Raw genomic sequence first — 20,487 nt, forward strand, 5'->3', positions numbered from 1 at the left:
GAAAGATGCTCTAATTCACATCACTACTTAACGTTGTTGATCCGGTGTCGTTGGTCAGGTTTGAGAGGTGAGTCATGTCGTGAGTCGTTTGGTTCAACTGGCTGGTTTCTCCGATCCGTTGATGCAGAAACTTTTGAATCGCTGGGAGTCGGTGAATGGCATTGTCGACAGCGGGCGATGTGCCAGGTTGATACAGACCGACCTGAATCAGTTCTGCTACCTCTTCGTATGTCGCCAAACATTCCCGAATGCCGTCGGCTGCTACTTGTTGTTGTGGAGAAGTGACTTCGCGGAAGAGACGGCTAAGACTCTTAAGGACATTGACTGCGGGGAAGCGTCCTTTTTGTGCCAACTGACGATCCAGGACAAGGTGACCATCGAGGATCGAACGTGCGGCATCTGCAATCGGTTCATCAAGGTCATCACCATCAACCAGCACTGTGATCAACCCGGTGATTGAACCTGTTTGACTATTTCCTAAACGTTCGAGCGTGGTAGCAAGTGTCGACAGGACCGAACTAGGATATCCGCGTTGGCCGGGGGCTTCTCCGCGTGCGAGCCCAATCTCTTTTTGAGCGGTCGCGAAGCGTGTCAGGCTGTCCAAAAAAAACAAGACATCGGCTCCCTGATCTCGAAACTCTTCTGCAATAGTGAGTCCAGTTCGAACTGCCTGAATTTTCATCAGCGGCGTTTCATCCGAAGTCGCCACGACAACGACCGATCGTTTCAATCCCTCTGGACCGAGGCAATCTTCAAGAAAAGGACGGACTTCCCGTCCACGTTCCCCAACGAGCACAATCACATTCATATCTGCGACATTCGCATCCGCTTCTGCAAATTTAGCGATTTCCCCCAAGAGGGTACTCTTCCCTACGCCTGACCCCGCGAACAATCCCATTCTCTGACCCCGCCCAATCGTCAGCAATCCATCAATGACTCGTTGCCCAGTCACTAATGGCTGTGTGATCCGTTTTCTATCAAGAGCCTGTGGAGATGAAGAGTCGGTCATTCTTTTTTTGAACGCTTGAAGTGGTTCTCGACCATCGATTGGTTCCCCCAATCCATTGAGAACCCGCCCTAACAGGTTCAACCCAACGGGGACCTGGACAACGCGATTGAGCGCCACGACATCCATCCCGGGGGCGAGCCCATGGGAACGATGAAATGTCATCAGCTGAGATTGTTTTTCGTAAGCTGCAATCACTTCTGCCTTGACCTTTTTCCCGAATCCAGTTTCGATTTCGCACATTTCCCCCAACGCCATCGTCAGATTGGCAGTAAGGAGATCACGCACGCTATGCAGTTTCCCGACGGTCTGGAAAACGTCGCAACGTTGCATCTGCATCTTCAGTTTTTCGACGTTCAATCTGAGAGTCATCGAGTTCTTCCAACCAGTGTTTTCGAATGTTTGCCAACTGCTGAGAGATGCTTGACCTGAGAGTCTGCTTTTCGAATGACTGAACTTCGCATGCTCCTCGTTCGAATGAGGAGTTGGTCTGAAATGTGATGTTTGTTGCGAGTTGATCGATATCCAAATCTTTCATGCGAGACATCAGCAAGTCATAATCTGCGGGATTCAACTGAACTGTGATTGGGTCGTTCTGTTCGAATTGCTTGACTGCAGAGTGGACCAGTTCTTCAATTCCGAACTGGTTTGCCTCAATGGCCTCGAACACTAGATGCGATGCCGCCGCGACAGCGAGTTCGATGGCGACTTGCTGCATCTCCGAAAGTGTTTGCTCACGAGTTTGTGAATGTGTGTGGACTTGCTCCGCGAACGCTTCCAACAGTTGCTGACACTGCTTCCATTCCTGTTGCTCACGTTTCTCTTGCTGGAGCACTGTTGGCTTCACAGGACTTTCGATTTCAGTTCTCACAGCCACTCCTGAAGTTGCGGAAGTGGCAGGAGCATACGGTTTGACAGAAGCTCGACGCAGAGTCTTCCTGGCGTCTTGCCTGATGCGAATTTCTGTCGGGCTTTGAGTCCAGCTAATCAGTTCTTGATGCCGATTTGGTTGAGTCATGCCGATTCCTCATCAACTGCACCGATCGCCTGTGCAACCTTGTCGCGTGCTGCTTTCTGCTGCATTGGTGAAAGTGGACGTTGATAAGCGAGTTCTTCCCGGAGCGTACTGGCCGCACGTCTTGAAAGGTTACTCATGATTTTTTCAACGAGTGCCGAGTCAGCTTCGAACAAAGCCTCCTGGAGGGTGTTCGAATCAATCTGGGCAAGAACTTCTTGAACTTGCCGATCTTGCAGATCGATTATGTCTTCAAATCGGTACATCGCCTTCTGCAGTTCCATCGCAACTTCTTCGTTCTGTTCGCGAAGCGAATCGATCAACTCTCGTCGATCGTTCTTGTCAATTTCGCGAAAGACATCTGCCATACGGAGGATTGGATCGACGAGTTCTTTTTTCTGTTTTGGATAACTTGTCGCTCTTTGGATCGTTGTTGCTGCGATCTTTTCAAAGACGATTTCCGGAGCTTGTGGATTGCGGGCCAATTCGAGAACGACCGCTTGGCGCTGTTGCGGAGAAATCTGCTTCAACAAATCTGCGACTCGCGGTGATGACAAATTCTGCAACAAGAGGGCAACCGTCCGAGGGCTCTCTTCATCAAGAACCGCAGCCAGTTGGAACAGATTCATCTTTTCAAGATCTCGATTCGACTTGCCTGACAGCAAGTAGATCTCTTCCTCCACTTCGGAGTCTTCTTCGTCGGGGGTATGCATTTTGAGTTGTGGGCCACGGATTTTTTCAGCGAGTCGAAAAAGCCGTTGGAATTCATCAATCAGTTCTTCAATCCGTTTTTGAGATGGAAAACGCCCCGCTTCAGTACGGATTCGGTTTTGTAGTTCTGTTCGGATTTCGTCGGGCAATGATGCGAACACCGAGGTTCGGGCGTCGTCGTTTAACAAACGCAAAAGGGTGAGAACTCGTCGTTCGTTTCCTGCAACAGCTGGCATGATGGTCTCTTATGCTGAATGACAGAATGATTTACTTGCGTGAATTGTGTTGATCTCGTCGGGTACCGCGTCGCGTTCCACAGGGTTTCACAAGGAGTTATCTTTCCTGCTCAACCTTGCTGTTTCTGAATTGATTTCTCACTCCTTGCTAGAGCATCTTTCGAATTGGTTTGCAGGATCTGCCTCGTGGCGAACAGCATTTTTATTAGAGAAATGCGTTCTTCACGGGCACACGGTAGAGCAAACTGCTCTAGAACGAGTCAGGCGGCTCGACGTTTCTCATTCACTCGATTTTCGTAAGTTTGGTTTTCATTCGTGTTCAGCCAGGAAGCCAGAACGGTCGTCACGACATCGGGGTTTTCTTTCATCCGTTCCGACAAATCGTTCAAGCGGTCGACGATTTCAGGTGAAAGAATATCTGCTGCCTGCTTCTCGACGACAACAGGCTGTAACCGCCGGAGGATCAACATCCCCAAGAGCAAAGCGACTACTGAAGCCAAGCCGAGTGAAACAGCTTTCAGGATCGGAACAAAAGTTGTGATGTCCCCAAAGAAACCAGTTGGTGTTTCCAGAATCGGGACCGCAGCAAACTTTGCTGCCACAACGTCAATTTGATCTCCGCGTAATTCGTCGTAGCCGACGGCGTTCCGGATGATTGATTCAATCTCGGCCTTGGTGACTTGTGAACTCGCTGGAGAAGATGCACCTGGATTCACAGTCGCGGGACCGTTGGCGGTCGCAGTCTCTCCGAGAGTGTCCGTCGGGATTTGTACGACAGCTGCAATCGTGAGTCGTTGAATTTTCCCGGGAAATTCTCGGATCAAATCGGTGGTCTCTCCATTGATGTACTCTGTCATTAAATCTTCCGACGCACGCTGCCCCTGCCGAGTTGATGCATTCGTCGGAACGGTCACATTTGAAGATGTCCCCGGCGGTCCAAGTGGAAGCGGATCGTTCCCGGTAAAGGTCTCCGTCCGGACTTCTTCACGCACTTTGGCTTTGCTGTCGGGATCGATTGTTTTTTGAGTTCGCTCGGATTCGGTGAAGTCAATTTCTGCACTCACGCGTACAGTTGCATTTCCAATCCCAAGAAGTGGAATGAGCAGGGCCTCCGCTTTGGCAGCTAAATTCGATTCCAACATCGTGCGATATTCGAGCTGCCCACTCACTTCACCATCTACACCACCAGCTGATGACAGTAAACGTCCGTCTGTCGAGAGAATCGTAACATTCTCTTGCGTCAGTCCTTCGACGCTGTGTGCGATGAGCGAGACGATGGCCGCTGTATCTCCCCCAGAAAAAGGGACGCCCGACTTGAGTTCCAACGTGACGCTCGCTTTCGAGGGTCTTTGGTCTCTCACAAAAGGTGAGGTTGTCCCTTGAGTCAAATGAACGGTTGCCATCTTTACCGGTTTCATCTGCTGAATCGTTCGCCCCAGTCGCGCCTCCTGTTGCCTGAGTAATCTCACTTGATTCATTGCGGGGTCGGACCAGAGACTGCCAGACAGGTCAGTTTCATTTTTTGCTTCGACATCAATCAGGTCGCGTACTTCCAGTCGAGCCTGACTATGTTGAGACTGCGGAACCGAAACCGAAGAGCCAGCGAAGTTGAGCTGATAAGCAATCCCTGCAGACTCCAATGCGCTGACGTAGTCCGCAGTTTGCGTTGGGGATAAACGATCAGCGAGGACAACAAATTGTGGAGTCATCGCCCAGTACCCGACGCCGACCAGACTCAAAATCGACAATGCGACACTTGCCAAAATGGTGACACGCTGTCCATGTGACCAACGTCCCCAAATTGATTTCAGTTGCGTAACGAGTTCCGATAGGAAGCTCATGATGAATCTTTCTTAGACAGTATTCAGTGAAGTATTGAGCCGGAGACCTGTCCGCTCTACAGCAGCTAGCTCGAGCACGCCCCTTGCAGTACGCGTCTCATCATCAAAATTGCTGCTCACCACGGGGCAGAACATGAACGCTAAATCGAAAAACTCCATATCGAGAAGGATTCACAAGAATCACTGACGAAACAGGCTGTGGAACCAATTGCCAACTGGATGTAATAATCAAACGGAGCTGAAAAGGTGTTCGGTAGAATATTTTCAAACCTGCATCCGCATCACTTCCTGATAACTGGTGATGAGCCGGTCGCGAATTTCCATGAGGAACCGGAATGATAAATCCGCCTTGGCGACATTCGTCGCGACTTGCTGCAGGTTGTCAATCTCTCCATTCGCAAGCCTCTGGACATCTCCAGCAACAACTTGTTGTTGAACTTCGACCTCATGGATCAAATCGGAAACCAGCGAAGCAAACGGCAATTCCTGTCGCGCTTCGCCAACTTGTGGACGGAACCCTGATGACTGCAAAGCCCTGAGATCTTGGCCACCCGATACCATCGATGTTGTGTTCAAAGGTTGAAAGCTCATGTCTACTATCCTCTCATCAGTTCCAGGGTTTGTTCTGCCATCCTGCGGAAAACTTCCAGCGACTTAAGGTTCGCTTCATAGGAACGGCTGGCGGTCATCAAATCGACCATTTCCATCGGGAGTGCGACGTTGGGCATCTGCAGGAATCCATCAGGGTCTGCATCTGGATGCCCCGGATTGTAGACCTTGGGAAACGGACTACGGTCGGACTCAATCCCAACGACACCGACACCACCTAGTTGACTTTGACTCCCCTGTGAAACCATTCCGCCCAGCGCACTTTGCATCTGCGTTTCGAAGACTACCTGCTGTCGCCGATAGGGACCGCCGTCCGGACTGCGAGTCGCGTTGGCATTGGCGATGTTCCCAGCGGCGACCTCCATTCGCATTCGCTCTGCCTTGAGGCCAGTCGCTGAGATATCCGCAGACGCAAAGACGTTTCCAATTTTCATCGCTCGCCCTCCCTGGCGTTCTGTTTTCATTAAGAGTCATCAAATCGGGCATCAACTGGTCGGCGTAGAACCTGACTTGCCAGTTGACTACTGCCCGAGTGCTCGACGCATTGTGTTCAAGTGAGTGGAAAGGATTTGCGAGTACATTTGAAACACCATCGAATTCTGATTGAGATGACCGATCTCCGTATCGATGTCGACGCTGTTCCCATCCATCTTGGTGATCTCCCCCGGTTCCTGAACAATCGACGGTCCCGCCTTCTCCGACTCTTGCCCTTGTCGCCTGGCTCTGAAAAGGTGCTCATCAAAGCTGACGTCAAGTCGCTGATATCCCGGTGTATTGACATTCGCGATGTTGTGACTGATCACGCGGTGCCTAAGCTCAGACACTTCTGCCAAGACGGAAACACGTTCGATATGTTCAGGAAACTGGAGCATGCCCTGAATATCGGAGCGACGCGTTCAATCATTCCAATCGGTATTGTCGTCAGGACTGGAATTGAGTCGCGTGAAGTGCTTTCACTCACGTCAAAGAGTTTTGCTCAACAACGAAGAGTGCAAGGCTTAGTCAAGTCGTTGAATAGCCCTCCGAATAAGTCAGTGGAAAACCAGAAGGTCTTTCCGACGCAAGCGGAAGATTCTTCCCATAAAGATGAGGCCAGTGACTGCACCCAACCAAACCACAATCGCCCTAAGTCATTTTGCACAAGCAAGTAACGCACCGATCCGGGCAACTTAACGCCTGGGCAGAACAGATGTGGAACGGATTCTGCGATAGCTGATGACGTGACTGATCCGTTCTTCTTTCTGGAATTGATTCCGAATGACCCTGCCATTGATCTCACCCCAATCGACCACGATTGCGTCATCCCCGACTGCTCGAGCAGCGACGAAAATCAGCTCAGCACCAACTGCTTCAATGCCTGTAAATCCATTCGAAGAGACCTCGGATTTCGAAGAGATTTTCGCACAACTGTTCCTTGTTGAATCCACGGTGCTGAGGCCACAAGGCATTGGAGAGAGCCCACCTGAATCGGCCGAACAGTCCCAACTCTCGACAGGTCAAATCGAGACGATCTCTGCCCTGTTAACGAAAGAGCATTCTGCGAAAACGCCTCTGTTAGCGAATGAACCGCTGGTCACAGATGCATCGCAGGGTGAAAACTCACTCGCAGTCGAAGTAAGCAAGAATGAAGGCTTCGCTCCCAACCAGACTGAACAGTTGCCGCAGTACATTGTTGAAGAAATTGAAGGCGACGTCGCATTTAACGACACTCTACCAGCCTCGAAAACAAAGTCATCTTCCGGTTTGCGAGAACACATACATAAAGCAAGTTCAGCAAACATTGACTCACAAAATCCAGTCGACCTCACGACGAACCAGCAGCAGAGTTCGAAGTCTGAACTCCCCAACCCAGAACAGCAGGGCGACTCTCAGCACTTGTCGCTCATGGAAAGCACCTCATTAGCGAGGGGTGAAGAAACCCGCTTCAGCTCGACCACTGATCCGACTTCAGCCGCAGGCAAAGTGATCCAAAAGGTGGTCGAGGAAACGATGGCTCAGCTCTCTGCTGCTCAAAGCAAAATCGATTCTTCATTCTCCGTCCGCCTCGACCCTCCAGAACTGGGGGAAGTTCTCGTGCGGCTGAAGAAAACCGAAGGCGGGATCATGATGCGCATCGTGGCAATCGATCCGACGACTCAGCAACTCCTGGAGCAACACGAAACAGATCTTTCCGAGTCGCTGCTATCTGAGCAATCTGAACTCTCCATGGAACTTGGCGATCGCTCAGAGTTTCAGCGATCCGATCAGTTTTATGACTGGGAGACAAACCCAAACTGGCTGGGCAATCAATCTAGTCGTCCGGGAAGCAACTCCGATTCGTGGTCTGTGCAAACAAAATCACAGTCTGCGAATCCACACGACTTTATGGCGTAATTCTTCACGACTCTTTCAAGGATGAAACGATGGCGATTTCAGGTTTCAATGCAGAACTTGGCAAGCAACAATTTCTCGAACTGATGGTTACACAACTCCAGTATCAGGACCCGCTAGAACCGGTCGGGCAGCAGCAATTCATTGAGCAATTAGCACAATTTTCTGTGGTCGAGGGTGTCGAGAATCTCAACTTGCAGTTTGAAGACTTCCTGAAGCTGCAAACTCTCAGCCGCGGAACCGAATTAATTGGACACAGTATCGAATTCCAGGATGCTACGACCGGTGAAATTTCGCGGGGACGTGTTCAGGAAACTCGTGTCATAAATGGTCAGATGATGTTGCTCGTCAACGACCAACAGGTTCCGCTTTCGGCTGTGGATGCAGTCATTGCCAGCGATTAGAGCATCTTTCGAATTGGTTTGCAGGATCTGCCTCGTGGCGAACAGCATTTTTACTAGAGAAATGCGTTCTTCACGGGCACACGGTAGAGCAAACTGCTCTAGAACCAGTCCGAAAACCTCTGGAATCGTCGCTTTCCTCAACGTTTGAGAGAGCAATTTCAAGTTTCAGAACCAGCTCTAAACAACGCTTCAACAGCAATCTTCGACGCGTTCGAATTTCATAAGCCAGAGACGCAAACTGCGTGCCTGGCAATACATTTTAAAAGGATCTCTTCCATGGCAAACTCACTCCTCACCGGCGTCTCTGGACTCGCCTCACATCAACACATGATTGAAGTCGTCGGGAACAATCTTGCGAACCTGAATACCGTCGGATTCAAAACGGGGCGTGCTCATTTTTCGGATGTCTTCTACGAAACCGTGAAAGCTGGCGGTGGAGGAGGGGTCGGTGCTGTGAGTGGTTCAAACGCAACGCAAATTGGGAATGGAAGCAAGCTCGCTTCCGTCGGGATCGATTTTGGGCAGGGGATTTTGGAAACTACGGCGTCTCGATTCGACTTCGCGATTGATGGTGAAGGCTTCTTTGTCGCGAACTCGGGACGGGGTCCGCTTTACACTCGTGCTGGTGTGTTTAACATCGACAACAATGGATTTCTGGTCGACTCCTCAACTGGATTCCATATTCAGCGGTTTGGGAATATCGGTGAAACAAGTGCCGTCCTTCCCGGATTCCAGACAGCTGGTAACAACAGCATTCAGATCCCTCTCGGGGCGACCGTCCCCGGACGTGCGACAGAAACCGCCAGTGTTTCCGGAAATCTCTCAGCTGCAGCGAATGGATCGGTTCGCCAAATTCTCGAATCGACTGCAATGACAGCTTCAGGTTCACCGGTGGCAGGGGGAACACTGTTGAACAATCTCGACAGTGTGACGACTCCATTCCAAACAGGCGACTTCATCAATGTTCAGGGGACCGATGCGGACGGTTCCAGCATCAGCACGCAAATTGCTGTCGACTCCACCACAACCGTCGCTCAGCTCGTCACTGCATTAGACTCTGCTTTCGCTGGTGCTGACGTGACTCTTTCTGCAAGTGGAAAGCTTGAGGTCACAGCGGTCGACGGGGGACTTTCGATGCTCAGCTTGAACCTCTCCGAGAATGCTGGCAACACAGGTGTGCTAGACTTTTCGACGGTCCAAGTGCTTACTAGCCAGCAAGGTTCTGTCGGCGATACCGTTCGCGGAGCGATCGAAGTCTTTGATGAACGTGGAGACGGTCACCTGGTGAGTCTCGCATTCAAAAAACAAACTGACAACACCTGGACGATGACAGCCGATCTCGATCCGGCGGAAGGTTCGCTGATCGATGCGACTGTGGAAGGAATTACCTTCGCTCCCGATGGTTCGATCTCCGGTGTAACCGGCCCCGATTCTCAACTGGTTTTCCATTTCACCGGACAACCCGATCCTCAGGCAGTACAGATGACCTTCGGGAAGACCGGAACACTCAGCGGATTGACATCCATCCCCGGAGAATCGTCAGTCGCGACGACGCAGGATGGCTTCTCAACCGGAACTCTTGTCGACATCAATGTGGAAGGGAACGGGTTGATTGAAGGTGTCGGGAGCAATGGTCTGAGGTTTCCACTGGCGCAAATGGCATTAGCAACATTCAAAAACCCTCATGGGCTGTCTGCTCAAGGAAATAATTTCTTCTCCGACTCCATCGCCAGCGGCGAAGCCTTCGTAGGCCAACCCGGAACCGGTGGGCGAGGAAGAATTGCTTCGGGACAACTCGAGAACTCCAACGTCGATATCGCTGTCGAGTTCACGCGGCTCATTCTTGCTCAACGAGGTTTTTCTGCAAACGCAAGGACGATTACCGTCACAGACGAAATCCTTCAGGAACTCAACAGCCTGATTCGATAATCCTATCCCTTGGCTCTCCATAAGTCAGAATGTTCTCGGAGCGCATCCATGCTCCGCAGAATTCCGCACAAAAGCCCGAACAAGCCCGAACAAGCCCGAACAAGCCCGTTGAAGTTGTGTGACTGACTCAATTTCAACCACTTGTTCAGGGTTTTAAGCGAAGCAGCCTAAGAATCTCGGTGGGCCAACATCTCCGACTGTATTCTCCCCCAAGAAGACCTGTCGTCAAAGTGACTCCTCGATTCTGAAGAGTGATGTCACGCGACTTGACGGATTCTGCTGGTTTGCATTGCCGTAACTCACGCAGCCTGAAGAGTTAGGAACATTCTCTCAAGTTCGGATCAGCGTGGCACCAAGGCTGCATTTGATTGACTCTCAGAGATTTCCCGTCAAGCAGTAATGCTCGGCGATCACGATAGCCAGCCCTTTGAAGTGCAAGAGGGACTTTCCTGAGAAGTGGCTGGCACTTTGATTTGAAGCAACGTCATTTTGGTAAGTCGAATTTTCAACTTGCTGTAAATGATGACGCAAGAGTCCCTCGACTTCGGGGGGAGCGGGGGACTCTTTTGACTGTTCAAAGCAAACCAAGTGAAGCAAATCAATCATCAAGAATGATTTGAAACGGTGTCGCACAGAGTCTTTGCGAACTCCCTACTTAGCAATGACCTCTGCTGCGACACCACAGGACATGACGACAAAAATGAATTTGCCTCAGCCCAGCTTTGAAAAGATGTTTGTGTTCAGCCTCGTAGAAGTGAGCGATTCATCACATGAAAGCACGCTTCTCGAAGAGAGCAAACACGAAAGTTAATGACCACATCCCTCAAACTTTATTCCCATGAAAGTGCGAACATGTCGATTCAAGCTCCCAACGCTGAAGCTCTTCGCCCCTCAATGAAATCACAACGTCTCAACGAATTGAAAAATGCCTGCGCCTTACTGGCAGATGGATTGAGTGGTTTCGACGACCTGATCGAAAAGTACGTACGAGTTGAGAAACGCAATCGACGGGACACACCAAGTCGGGATTGCGAGCGATTTCTGGAGTGGATTGAGACTGAAGTCCATTTAACAGACCAGCAGCGAGACATGATTGTGAATCAGCAATCTCGACACGCCGTCGAATTTGTCGCGCTGAAGCAACGCATCGCACACTTACGGTATGAAGAAATACTTTCCAACAGTCAGCCGTTCAATAAACAGTCAGCCCAGCATCTCGGGCAATTCGTCCACATGAACCCGGTTCACGTTTGGGCAACTTTTGACACACACACCTTCATCGAAGATGAGTCCCCCATTCCGGCAACCGTCTTGTTCTACCCAGCTTCAGGCTCTGTGCAAACGGCCGTCATCGACAAGCAGTCAGAGCAAATCATACGAGAACTCGAACAGGGACCACAAAAACTACGGACGCTGCTGAAACAGACACCAAAAGAGGAACGAGAAACCTTCCTTGAAGCTATCCAGCGACTCGTTTCGTTAAAAATTCTCGCTTTGGCGAGTTCATAGAAAGAGCCCGATCTCAACCAAATGATCGTCATCAACGATCATAGATTGGCGTGGTGGATGGCGTGATGAATCGCTGACCACGTAATCCATACGCTGCCAAATAAAAAAGCCCTGAGCGTAATTTACACTCAGGGCTTTGTAGTCTTGAAGCCATCACCCTGAATCAGGTGATGCCAGGAGACGTTGACCTTACCTTAGTAAAGGTCGCTGTCGTGGCTTCGGCCTTTGTCGCCGTCTTTTGGCTTCTCGGCGATGAGGGCATCGCTGGTGAGCAGAAGGGTGGCGACACTTGAAGAGTTCTGCAGTGCGGTTCGTGTCACTTTGACAGGATCAATCACGCCTGCTTTCACAAGGTCTTCGTAGACGTCAGTCGCTGCGTTGTAGCCTTCGTTTCCTTTTTGTCCGGAAACTTTCTCACAGATCACACTGCCGTCTTGACCGGCGTTGTTGGAAATCTGTGTCAGTGGGGCACGGCAAGCACGTCGAATGATGTTGTAACCAACTTCTTCGTCGTGGGTCAGTTTGCCAGGATCAACGCTGAGTGAAGCACGCAACAACGCAACTCCACCACCTGGAAGAATTCCTTCTTCCACAGCAGCACGGGTTGCATGCAGTGCATCTTCAACACGAGCTTTTTTCTCTTTCATTTCCGATTCGGTTGCTGCTCCAACGTTGACCTGAGCCACACCGCCAGAGAGTTTCGCGATTCGTTCTTCGAGTTTTTCACGATCGTAGTCGCTGCTTGATGCTTCAAGCTCGTGACGAATTTGATCGATACGAGATTTGATGTCGGCAGTCTTTCCAGCCCCTTCAATGAGCGTGGTGTTTTCTTTGTCGATGACAACTTTCTTGACGCGACCGAGATCTGACAACTGCAGGTTGTCGAGCTTGATGCCAAGGTCTTCGAAGATCGCCTGTCCGCCACACATGATGGCGATATCCTGCATCATCGCTTTGCGTCGATCACCATAACCAGGAGATTTGACAGCAGCAATTTTGAAGGTTCCGCGAAGCTTGTTGATCACGAGAGTCGCAAGTGCTTCCCCTTCAAGATCTTCAGCGATGATCAACAGTGGCTTGCCAGCGTTGACGACCTTTTCCAGAATCGGAACGAGGTCTTTGATGTTGCTGATTTTCTTTTCGTGAACGAGGACGTAAGCGTCTTCGAGAACACATTCCATCGTTTGTGAATCGGTCACAAAGTAAGGTGACAGATATCCACGGTCGAACTGCATTCCTTCAACGACTTCGAAGTCTGTTGTCAGGGATTTGCCTTCTTCAACTGTGATCACACCATCTTTACCGACAGCTTCCATGGCGTCTGCCAGGATTTTGCCAATGGTGGAGTCGCCGTTGGCGGCAACAGTTCCGACTTGAGCAATCGCTTTTTTGTCACGGCAAGGAATGGCCATTTCGCGAAGTTTCGCAGTGACCTGCTCGACTGCCTTGTCAATTCCTCGCTTCATTTCGAGCGGGCTGACACCAGCGACGACAGCTTTGAGACCTTCGTTGTAGATCGCTTCTGCCATGATTGTGGCAGTTGTCGTTCCGTCTCCAGCGACGTCGGAAGTTTTGCTGGCAACTTCGCGAACCATGCGAGCTCCCATGTCTTCGAACTTATCGGGAAGTTCAATTTCACGGGCGACGGTCACACCGTCCTTGGTGACGGTTGGAGAACCGAAGCTTTTCTCGAGAATAACGTTACGGCCTTTTGGGCCGAGTGTGACGCGAACGGCTTTGGCGAGTTTGCTCACGCCGCGTCGCATCGCTTCTTGAGCTTCCTGATCGAAGGCAATCATCTTAGCCATGGTCTTGGCTCCTCATATTTTGAGTTGATTGTTGTTGTATGGAGTTCGACGAATGCAACGTCGAAGGTTGTTTTACGTTGACGGTTGAACGTTTCTCACTGAGAGTAAATTTTCTTCTGCGGCACGACTCTCAATGATTTCAATACTCTGGCAAACTTCGCCGTGCTCCTGACATCATTCTCATTCGATTCAACGAAGATCATTGTTCAGGCTTTGCCAGAGGGATTGAGCACTGATCCGAAAATTCTTCATCACAAAGGTTTTCGGAGAGCGACTTAATACGTTGCGAGGATGTCACCTTCGCGGAGCAGGAGATACTCCTGATCGCCAACTTTGATTTCATCGCCTGCGTATGAACTGAAGATCACACGATCACCCTCTTTGACAGTCAATGGCAATTTCGTGCCATCGTCTTTGGTGTGCCCATCGCCAACGGCGACAACTTCGCCACGTTGTGGTTTGTCTCTGGCAGAATCCGGGAGAACGATTCCACCAGCTGTGGTGTCTTCAGCTTCCTGCCGCTTAAGAACGACTTTATCTCCGAGAGGAACAATTTTTGTTCCGCCAGACGCTTTGGCCTTCTTCGCCATGAATGACCACTCCTACACAGTTTAAATATGGATGCGGGGTGCTTTTGCCTCACGAATGACATGATTGCACGTACCGCCGGTATGCTTGACGAAACTTAATACAAATGGCGTGCCACAATCTCAAAAGATGCGTAAACCGCTAACATAATGCACTTTAGGGACTTCTCCAATTCGAGAAGCAACACGTTTTGGCGGTTGATAAGGGGTTGCACGCGTAAGCTCTGTCATTCTGGCAGAAGCTCCCCCCAAGCGACATTTCTGGCAAAGACGTTGAAATCCTCCTCTGCAGACGCCAGCTTTTTCCAGGACCTCCACTTATTTCCAGCGAAAATCAGAGGAAGCAATCGGATGACAACGCCTTCGCTGAAGCCTGCCCGACATTTCCGCAGATTTCAGTTCTCACCGTAAGCCATAAAGATTCAGCCATACTGAAATGGCCCATGAGTCACGTCGTGACTGCATTCGCCAATATTGTACGGGCATAACCGCTCTGGTCTACTCGCACAGACGCTGCCTCTGCTTCAATCGAGCATTTGAAAACAGGCAGAAAAGAGAGTCCAGGAACGAGAATCTGTTCAGCACAATAAACAGCATGAAGTTCCGCGGGACAAGCTCACCAAGACCCGAAAATTACGGCGTTATACCGTTTCAGGACGCAATGCTAGAGCATCTTTCGAATTGGCTTGCAGGTTCTGCCTCGTGGCGAACAGCATTTTTTTACTAGAGCTGGTCCTGAAACTTGAAATTGCTCTCTCAAACGTTGAGGAAAGCGACGATTCCAGAGGTTTTCGGACTGGTTCTAGAAAAATGCGTTCTTGACGGGCAAACTGTTCTAGCCGATGAAAACTTCGCCATCTTGATCGGCATCGATGCTGTCTGTGATCTCTTTAAAGAGGGGTTCGTAGTACTTTTGTTCGTGGTCGGTCATCTGATACATCACAAACGCAGTAAAGCGCCCCGTACGAAAACACCTCAAGTAAACATGATTGATCAACTCCAGACAGACAAAGCTGATGTCGTACCCGGAGGAGTCGCGGAGTGAAATTTTCTCCTGCACCGGAAGTGCGTCGAGTTCGTCATACTCTTCGTCAAAAGCTGTTTTGGCTTCAGCAAGGACTCGTTCAATCGGAGGACGCTCCCACATGAGAGTCAGCGTCCAAAATGCAATTCCATCCGTCAGTGAGATCGTCAAGTCATCCCCATCATTGACAGCCTCTTCCAGGCTCCATCCAGTGGGGTACGTAAACATAATTCCATGTTCGCGATATACTTCTGAAGAACTCATGATGATCCAAAGCGTGAGTCGGGTTGAGAGACGGAGTGATGCTTCCAAGAAACAGCGTCGACCTGCATCCTATCGAACAGGCAGCGAAGTCTCTATCCGCAGTTTGTATCAAAAATGAATGCTTGAGCAATCAAATTTACCAACACAAAGATGGCGACAGGTTCAGCGACTCAGACAAAACGTGAACACAAACCGGCGCCGTCCTCAAATCAATTCTGCCCGATAAATACAAAAACCACGCAGCGAATTGAGTATTCGCGGCGTGGTCTTGTTGTTGCTTCACCTGATTGTTTATCGAATCGTTGTGCCGGAACGACGTGCTTGCTGCGTCTGGCTTCCGGAACCGTAGAAGACTTTCGGATCGTCGATAATCCATGGTGTTGACCATGACTTCCCATCGTCAGCTGAGCAGACGTTAAAGAAGATTGTGTTGAAGTGTGTTCCCTGAATCTGATATGGAAACTGCGTCGTGATATGGTCTTTTGAGGTGAGATCGTCGACACCTGGGCTGGCGTAGTAGTGACAACGACCATCTGGGGTGACACTCATTCCGAACGTCCACCACCCCGGTTGCTTGATCACGGGTCCTGGGACTTCGTGCCCCAAATGATTCGCACGGATCAAAATGTTCGCGTAGGCTTCGCCAGTCTTATTTGTTGGATCATCTTTAGGCGTAAAGTGAATGAAGAATCCTGGATAGTAGGGCTCGATGGTTGTTTCGGTCCGACTCATTCGGCGAAACAGACGTCGACCAAAGCCCCCTTCAACTTCTTTTTCCTGCGGTCCCTGCATTCCTGCACGGATTCCAAACGAGACCCCACGACGTTGTTCCCATTGATCCCAATCGGGCAGGAAGACGCGAACAGTGTAGTTAGGATAGTACCCGAGCGTCATTGGCTTTGCGGACATGATTAAATCGTCCTGAGCCTGTTTGAAACCGGGACGACCGGGAATCCCAGTGTCTCGCGAACGCATATAGAGTGCTCCGACACTTCCTTCGATCCCGCCAGCTGGTGTTTCCACCCGCTTGAGCACATCTGGCATGCCCCGTTTAGGACTTTCGAACCACATTCCGTTCGATGATTTCCCTAGAGGATACCGAACGTTTTTGTCTTCTTCGCGGCTACTTTTGGGCCAGTTCAATTCGAAATCAAAATCGTCTTTCTCAAAATCATCAGTATTGATGAGGGTTCCTGTCCCTGGAACCACCTGAGCCAACGACACCGCAGGTGCTAGTAAAACAGGTGTCGTCAACAACAGAACTGGGAGCAGGTGTATTGTTCGAAAAAGCATCGATCTAGTTCCATCCTGGAATTCCATGATCGCTGGTGAGAGCAACTCACGCGACCTCCGCTTAAACCGAAAACGAATTCGCCGTTTTCACACATCAACCCCCCATTGAACTCGTCCTGTCAAAAGGGCGCTGCTGACTATCCTATCGGATGTTCTGTTTATGCAGGTGTACCGTTTTGGAAGGATTCCGGCTCAGGTAAAACAGGTAAAATATAACGCCACTTATATGCCGGAGAGTTGAATTGTCCGGCTGCCCGGTCGACTGGAGAAAATCCAACATTGGTCGCGAAGTTCTGCCTCGTGGCGAACAGCATTTTACTAGAGCCAGTCCGAAAACTTGTGGAATGGTCACTTTTCTCAGTGTTAAAGAGAGCAAATTCAGATTTCCGGATCAGTTTTAATACTCTTTGAGAATCGGAATCACCTCCTGTTGAATGAGTCCTCCGGTGACGTGAACCTGTCGCTGTGCGTCTACGAAAACGTCGACTTCGCTGCGGATCCCAAACTCTTCAAGATAGATCCCCGGTTCGATCGAGAAACATGTCTGCGGAAGAATCTGCCGATCTTCACGGGTTTCCAGATTGTCGAGATGGGCTCCGTTCCCATGGACTTCCTGACCGATACTGTGGCCGGTTCGGTGTCCGAAGAACTCTCCATAACCCGCATTTTCGATCACGTTCCGAACAGCATCATCGACATCCCCCCCCGGAAGCGGTTCCTCAGCTGCCATCGCAGTTTTCACTTTTTCAATCCCGGCATCCCGAGCCGCAGCGACAATCTCAAAGATCGCTGTATATTTCTGAGGGACATCTTCTCCGACAAATCCAGTCCGCGTGAGATCGCTATACACGCTGTTTGGTCGATCCATTTTTGCCCAGAGATCGATCAGCACGAAATCATGTTTACGAATTAATGTGTCCTGACCCGTTCCGGTTTCGTAATGCGGCAATCCACTATGCGGCCCGCGAGCGACGATCGGGGGATGATAAGTTGTCATCCCGTTGCTGTGAAAATGGTCCATGATTGCATCGCAGACAGCTTTCTCTTCGACACCGTCGCCGTTTCTCACAGAGTCAGCAATCAGTCTCCAGGAAAGATCAAACGCAGCGTTCGTTAGAACAGATGCTTCCTGATGCATCTTCCACTGCTCGTCGCTCCAGACAGCTTCGAAAAGTTGAATCAAATCACCGGACGAGACAACTTCAGCTCCGAAGGATCGAACTAACTCAATTGTTCCCCCATCGACTCGAGAAATATAAGGGTTCCCGTTTTTCTCCGAGTACTCCATCGCCACGCGATCTTTCCCATTCAGAAAGCTTTCCAGAGCTCCCTCAAACTCCTGCCAACGCAAATAGATCTGCTTTTCTCCCGGAAGGTGGTCCAACGCTGAATCTTCGATGCGATGAACAATTCGAACCGGCGTTCCCTTAGCTGGGATTCCGTAGGCACATCTTCGCGACCCCATGGAATCATCGGTAAGCTGCATGATTCGCCGCGCCAACTGATTGCTTCCACGGAAGTCATAAAGCAACCAGCCATCGAGACCGAATTGCTGTAACGCTTGCTGTATGGCAGGGAGGTCGAACATGTTGCTGGCCTTTCGATGACGAATCCACAAGAGCACAGATTGGTCGATATTGATTTCATTGATAAGATGGTTCCGGAAGAAGAACCCTCTTAGTGTAGCGTGGCGGCTCTGGTCTTCCCAAGGATTCACAAAGGCCCGATGGTTCAGAAAGCCGTTTTTCCCTTAAAGTCGCGGAACTTTTCAATCACCCTGCCAAGTGTCCTTGACGGAATACTCAAACCTCAACATCCTGCACAACTTACGACTTTTTAGCTTCACACGTAATACTTTGAACGATTGTGTCGGCAGTCCGCACACAATCGTAGTGTCTACGTTGCTGAGTATTGAGTGCCTGCGAGAACTTTCTGCCCTGATGATGACGGGCAGTTTTGACGGAGAATGGAATGTCAACGGAAGATCGTCCGAACCTGTTTCATGTTCAACGATTTGAAAACGAACCGAATACCGACTTCAGCCGCGCGGAGAACCGCGAGGATATGAAGCAGGCCCTCAAGGATGTTGAGGCTCTGTTCGGTGCCGACTATCCGTTGAACATCGACGGTAAGGCTCAGGATAGCCGCGCGCACATTATTTCCCGTTCTCCATCGTCAAAAGAAACTGTTCTGGGAACCGTCGCCTCCGCGAACCATGATCAGGCGGAACAGGCAATTGAAACTGCTCGTCGTGCGTGGCCTCAATGGCAAAAAATTCCTGCAGACCATCGAGCGGAATATCTCGAGTTGATTGCCTCGGGAATGCAGACACGACGTTTCGAACTTGCAGCCTGGATCATTCACGAAAGTGGTAAGTCCTGGAAGGAGGCAGATGCTGAAGTCTCCGAGGCGATCGACTTCTGCCGATACTACTCTCTGGCGATGCGAGACCTTGTCTCCGAGCTAGCCTGTGATTACCCGGGCGAAGAGAACCGTCTCTTCTACCGATCACGAGGCGTTGCCGTGGTGATCGCTCCCTGGAATTTCCCCCTCGCAATTCTGACCGGAATGACTGTCGCAGCCTTGGTGACGGGGAATACCGTGGTCATGAAACCTGCAGAACAGTCCTCTATTGTTGCAGCCAAGCTGATGGAAATCGCTCGCGATTCCGGATTGCCGACTGGAGTTCTCAACTTTCTTCCTGGGAATGGAGAAGAACTGGGGCCGGTCCTTGTTGGCAGCCCAGACGTTGACCTCGTTGTCTTTACAGGTTCACAAGAGGTTGGACTTGCGATCAACAAACTCGCAGCGGATACAGTTCCGGCGCAACTCAACGTCAAAAAAGTCATTGCCGAAATGGGAGGCAAAAACGCAATCATTGTCGATGACGATGCCGATCTGGATGACGCCGTTCAGGGGGTCATCAATTCCGCGTTTGGCTATGCGGGGCAAAAATGCTCTGCCTGCTCCCGCGTCATTGTGTTGAAATCAATCTTTGATCAATTCACTGAGCGACTCGTCAATGCGGTCGAAAGTCTGGTGATCGGGCCAGCGGATGATCCCGGTATCGATTTCGGCCCGGTCATTGATCAAGAAGCATACGACCGCATCAATGATTATATTGAGCTCGGAGCCGAAGAGTGTGAGACAATCGTCTCGATCGACCTTTCTGACCGCAATGACGGCTACTACATTGGGCCTCAGATCTTCAACATTCTTGAAGAAGATTCCCGCTTGGCGCAAGCTGAGATTTTCGGACCAGTCCTTTCCGTGATGAAAGCACGCGACATGGACCATGCACTCAAGCTCGCCAATAACACCGCCTACGCTCTCACCGGAGGAGTCTATTCTCGCAGCCCGAAGAACTTAAAACGTGCTCGTGAAGAATTCCTCGTCGGGAACTTGTACCTCAATCGTGAGATCACAGGAGCGATTGTCCAGCGTCATCCATTCGGCGGATTCCGAATGTCCGGGATCGGCTCGAAAGCGGGCGGTCCGGATTACTTGCAGCAATTTATGCTCCCTGTCAATATCACCGAGAACACCATGCGTCGAGGATTCGCACCGAAGAGCGCTGACGAAGAGTAGGGGGGCGGCCGACTTAGAACTAATCCTGAAAATTGAAATTGCTCTCTCAAACGTTGAGGAAAGCATCTATTCCAGAGGTTTTCGGACTGGTTCTAAATTGGTCAATTCCACAAGGTCGCTCAACCAATCTGTTTTCGAAAAACAGACTCGAATGACAAGTTCGATTCGCCACGCACTTACAAAAATGCGTGGCATTTTTTTTGCAAATTCAGAATTTTCGTGTCAAATTCTCGACGCTGATGTGTGCTCTTACTGTGAGAAGATAACGCCGAGATGGACTTGGCGTTCTATGT

At 50.4% G+C, this 20,487-nt stretch carries 18 protein-coding genes; 5 read left to right on the forward strand and 13 right to left on the reverse strand.

Annotated features, from left to right (window positions below):
• Positions 1-10: 10 nt before the first annotated feature.
• From ACN0YR_RS01490 to flgB, 7 genes are all read right to left on the reverse strand, one after another.
• Positions 11-1,339 carry a FliI/YscN family ATPase gene (locus ACN0YR_RS01490; protein WP_417847431.1) on the reverse strand — a complete coding sequence of 443 codons (1,329 nt, stop codon included), beginning with the start codon at positions 1,337-1,339 and terminating at the stop codon, positions 11-13.
• Positions 1,296-2,024, reverse strand: coding sequence for a FliH/SctL family protein (locus tag ACN0YR_RS01495; protein ID WP_417847432.1), 729 nt, complete (start codon positions 2,022-2,024; stop codon positions 1,296-1,298). Before ACN0YR_RS01495 ends, ACN0YR_RS01490 begins: the two co-directional genes overlap by 44 nt.
• Positions 2,021-2,968, reverse strand: a complete 948-nt coding sequence (locus ACN0YR_RS01500) for a FliG C-terminal domain-containing protein (RefSeq protein WP_417847433.1) — start codon at positions 2,966-2,968, stop codon at positions 2,021-2,023. The genes ACN0YR_RS01495 and ACN0YR_RS01500 overlap by 4 nt, the downstream gene beginning before the upstream one ends.
• Positions 2,969-3,228: 260 nt before the next feature.
• Positions 3,229-4,809 (reverse strand): flagellar basal-body MS-ring/collar protein FliF, encoded by a 1,581-nt coding sequence (fliF, locus tag ACN0YR_RS01505; protein WP_417847434.1) that lies wholly within the window; start codon positions 4,807-4,809, stop codon positions 3,229-3,231.
• Between the two features lie 264 nt (positions 4,810-5,073).
• On the reverse strand, positions 5,074-5,400 hold the full coding sequence (gene fliE, locus ACN0YR_RS01510) for a flagellar hook-basal body complex protein FliE (RefSeq protein WP_417847435.1): 327 nt from the start codon (positions 5,398-5,400) through the stop codon (positions 5,074-5,076).
• Between the two features lie 5 nt (positions 5,401-5,405).
• Positions 5,406-5,882 (reverse strand): flagellar basal body rod protein FlgC, encoded by a 477-nt coding sequence (gene flgC, locus ACN0YR_RS01515; protein WP_417847436.1) that lies wholly within the window; start codon positions 5,880-5,882, stop codon positions 5,406-5,408.
• Between the two features lie 57 nt (positions 5,883-5,939).
• The gene (gene flgB, locus ACN0YR_RS01520) at positions 5,940-6,290 is read right to left on the reverse strand and encodes a flagellar basal body rod protein FlgB (RefSeq protein ID WP_417847437.1); all 351 of its coding nucleotides are present in this window, start codon (positions 6,288-6,290) and stop codon (positions 5,940-5,942) included.
• A 385-nt stretch (positions 6,291-6,675) separates the two neighbouring features.
• Here flgB and ACN0YR_RS01525 point away from each other — a divergent pair, with 385 nt between their 5' ends.
• The 3 genes from ACN0YR_RS01525 to ACN0YR_RS01535 all read left to right on the forward strand — a co-directional run bounded on the left by ACN0YR_RS01525 (position 6,676) and on the right by ACN0YR_RS01535 (position 10,121).
• On the forward strand, positions 6,676-7,791 hold the full coding sequence (locus ACN0YR_RS01525; RefSeq protein ID WP_417847438.1) for a flagellar hook-length control protein FliK: 1,116 nt from the start codon (positions 6,676-6,678) through the stop codon (positions 7,789-7,791).
• A gap of 29 nt (positions 7,792-7,820) precedes the next feature.
• Positions 7,821-8,192 (forward strand): flagellar hook capping FlgD N-terminal domain-containing protein, encoded by a 372-nt coding sequence (locus ACN0YR_RS01530; RefSeq protein WP_417847439.1) that lies wholly within the window; start codon positions 7,821-7,823, stop codon positions 8,190-8,192.
• 276 nt (positions 8,193-8,468) lie between these two features.
• Positions 8,469-10,121 (forward strand): flagellar hook protein FlgE, encoded by a 1,653-nt coding sequence (locus ACN0YR_RS01535; protein WP_417847440.1) that lies wholly within the window; start codon positions 8,469-8,471, stop codon positions 10,119-10,121.
• A 375-nt stretch (positions 10,122-10,496) separates the two neighbouring features.
• Here ACN0YR_RS01535 and ACN0YR_RS01540 read toward each other — a convergent pair whose 3' ends face one another.
• On the reverse strand, positions 10,497-10,727 hold the full coding sequence (locus tag ACN0YR_RS01540) for a hypothetical protein (RefSeq protein WP_417847441.1): 231 nt from the start codon (positions 10,725-10,727) through the stop codon (positions 10,497-10,499).
• Between the two features lie 204 nt (positions 10,728-10,931).
• On the opposite strand from ACN0YR_RS01540, the gene ACN0YR_RS01545 reads away from it, so the two are divergent.
• Entirely contained in the window at positions 10,932-11,630 is a 699-nt protein-coding gene (locus ACN0YR_RS01545; protein ID WP_417847442.1) for a hypothetical protein, read from the forward strand.
• Positions 11,631-11,824: 194 nt separating this feature from the next.
• On the opposite strand, the gene groL is transcribed toward ACN0YR_RS01545, so the two are convergent.
• The 5 genes from groL to ACN0YR_RS01570 all read right to left on the reverse strand — a co-directional run bounded on the left by groL (position 11,825) and on the right by ACN0YR_RS01570 (position 18,194).
• Positions 11,825-13,438, reverse strand: coding sequence for a chaperonin GroEL (groL, locus tag ACN0YR_RS01550; protein WP_417847443.1), 1,614 nt, complete (start codon positions 13,436-13,438; stop codon positions 11,825-11,827).
• Positions 13,439-13,713: 275 nt separating this feature from the next.
• Complete coding sequence (gene groES / locus ACN0YR_RS01555; RefSeq protein ID WP_417847444.1) at positions 13,714-14,028, reverse strand: co-chaperone GroES; 315 nt, start codon at positions 14,026-14,028, stop codon at positions 13,714-13,716.
• 832 nt (positions 14,029-14,860) lie between these two features.
• Entirely contained in the window at positions 14,861-15,313 is a 453-nt protein-coding gene (locus ACN0YR_RS01560; RefSeq protein WP_417847445.1) for a hypothetical protein, read from the reverse strand.
• Between the two features lie 291 nt (positions 15,314-15,604).
• Positions 15,605-16,606, reverse strand: a complete 1,002-nt coding sequence (locus ACN0YR_RS01565; protein WP_417847446.1) for a hypothetical protein — start codon at positions 16,604-16,606, stop codon at positions 15,605-15,607.
• A 397-nt stretch (positions 16,607-17,003) separates the two neighbouring features.
• Positions 17,004-18,194, reverse strand: coding sequence for a M24 family metallopeptidase (locus tag ACN0YR_RS01570; RefSeq protein WP_417847447.1), 1,191 nt, complete (start codon positions 18,192-18,194; stop codon positions 17,004-17,006).
• Positions 18,195-18,577: 383 nt separating this feature from the next.
• Here ACN0YR_RS01570 and pruA point away from each other — a divergent pair, with 383 nt between their 5' ends.
• Positions 18,578-20,194 carry an L-glutamate gamma-semialdehyde dehydrogenase gene (gene pruA, locus ACN0YR_RS01575; protein ID WP_417847448.1) on the forward strand — a complete coding sequence of 539 codons (1,617 nt, stop codon included), beginning with the start codon at positions 18,578-18,580 and terminating at the stop codon, positions 20,192-20,194.
• Positions 20,195-20,487 lie beyond the last annotated feature (293 nt).

Source organism: Thalassoglobus sp. (genome assembly GCF_048270125.1).
Taxonomy (GTDB): domain Bacteria; phylum Planctomycetota; class Planctomycetia; order Planctomycetales; family Planctomycetaceae; genus Thalassoglobus.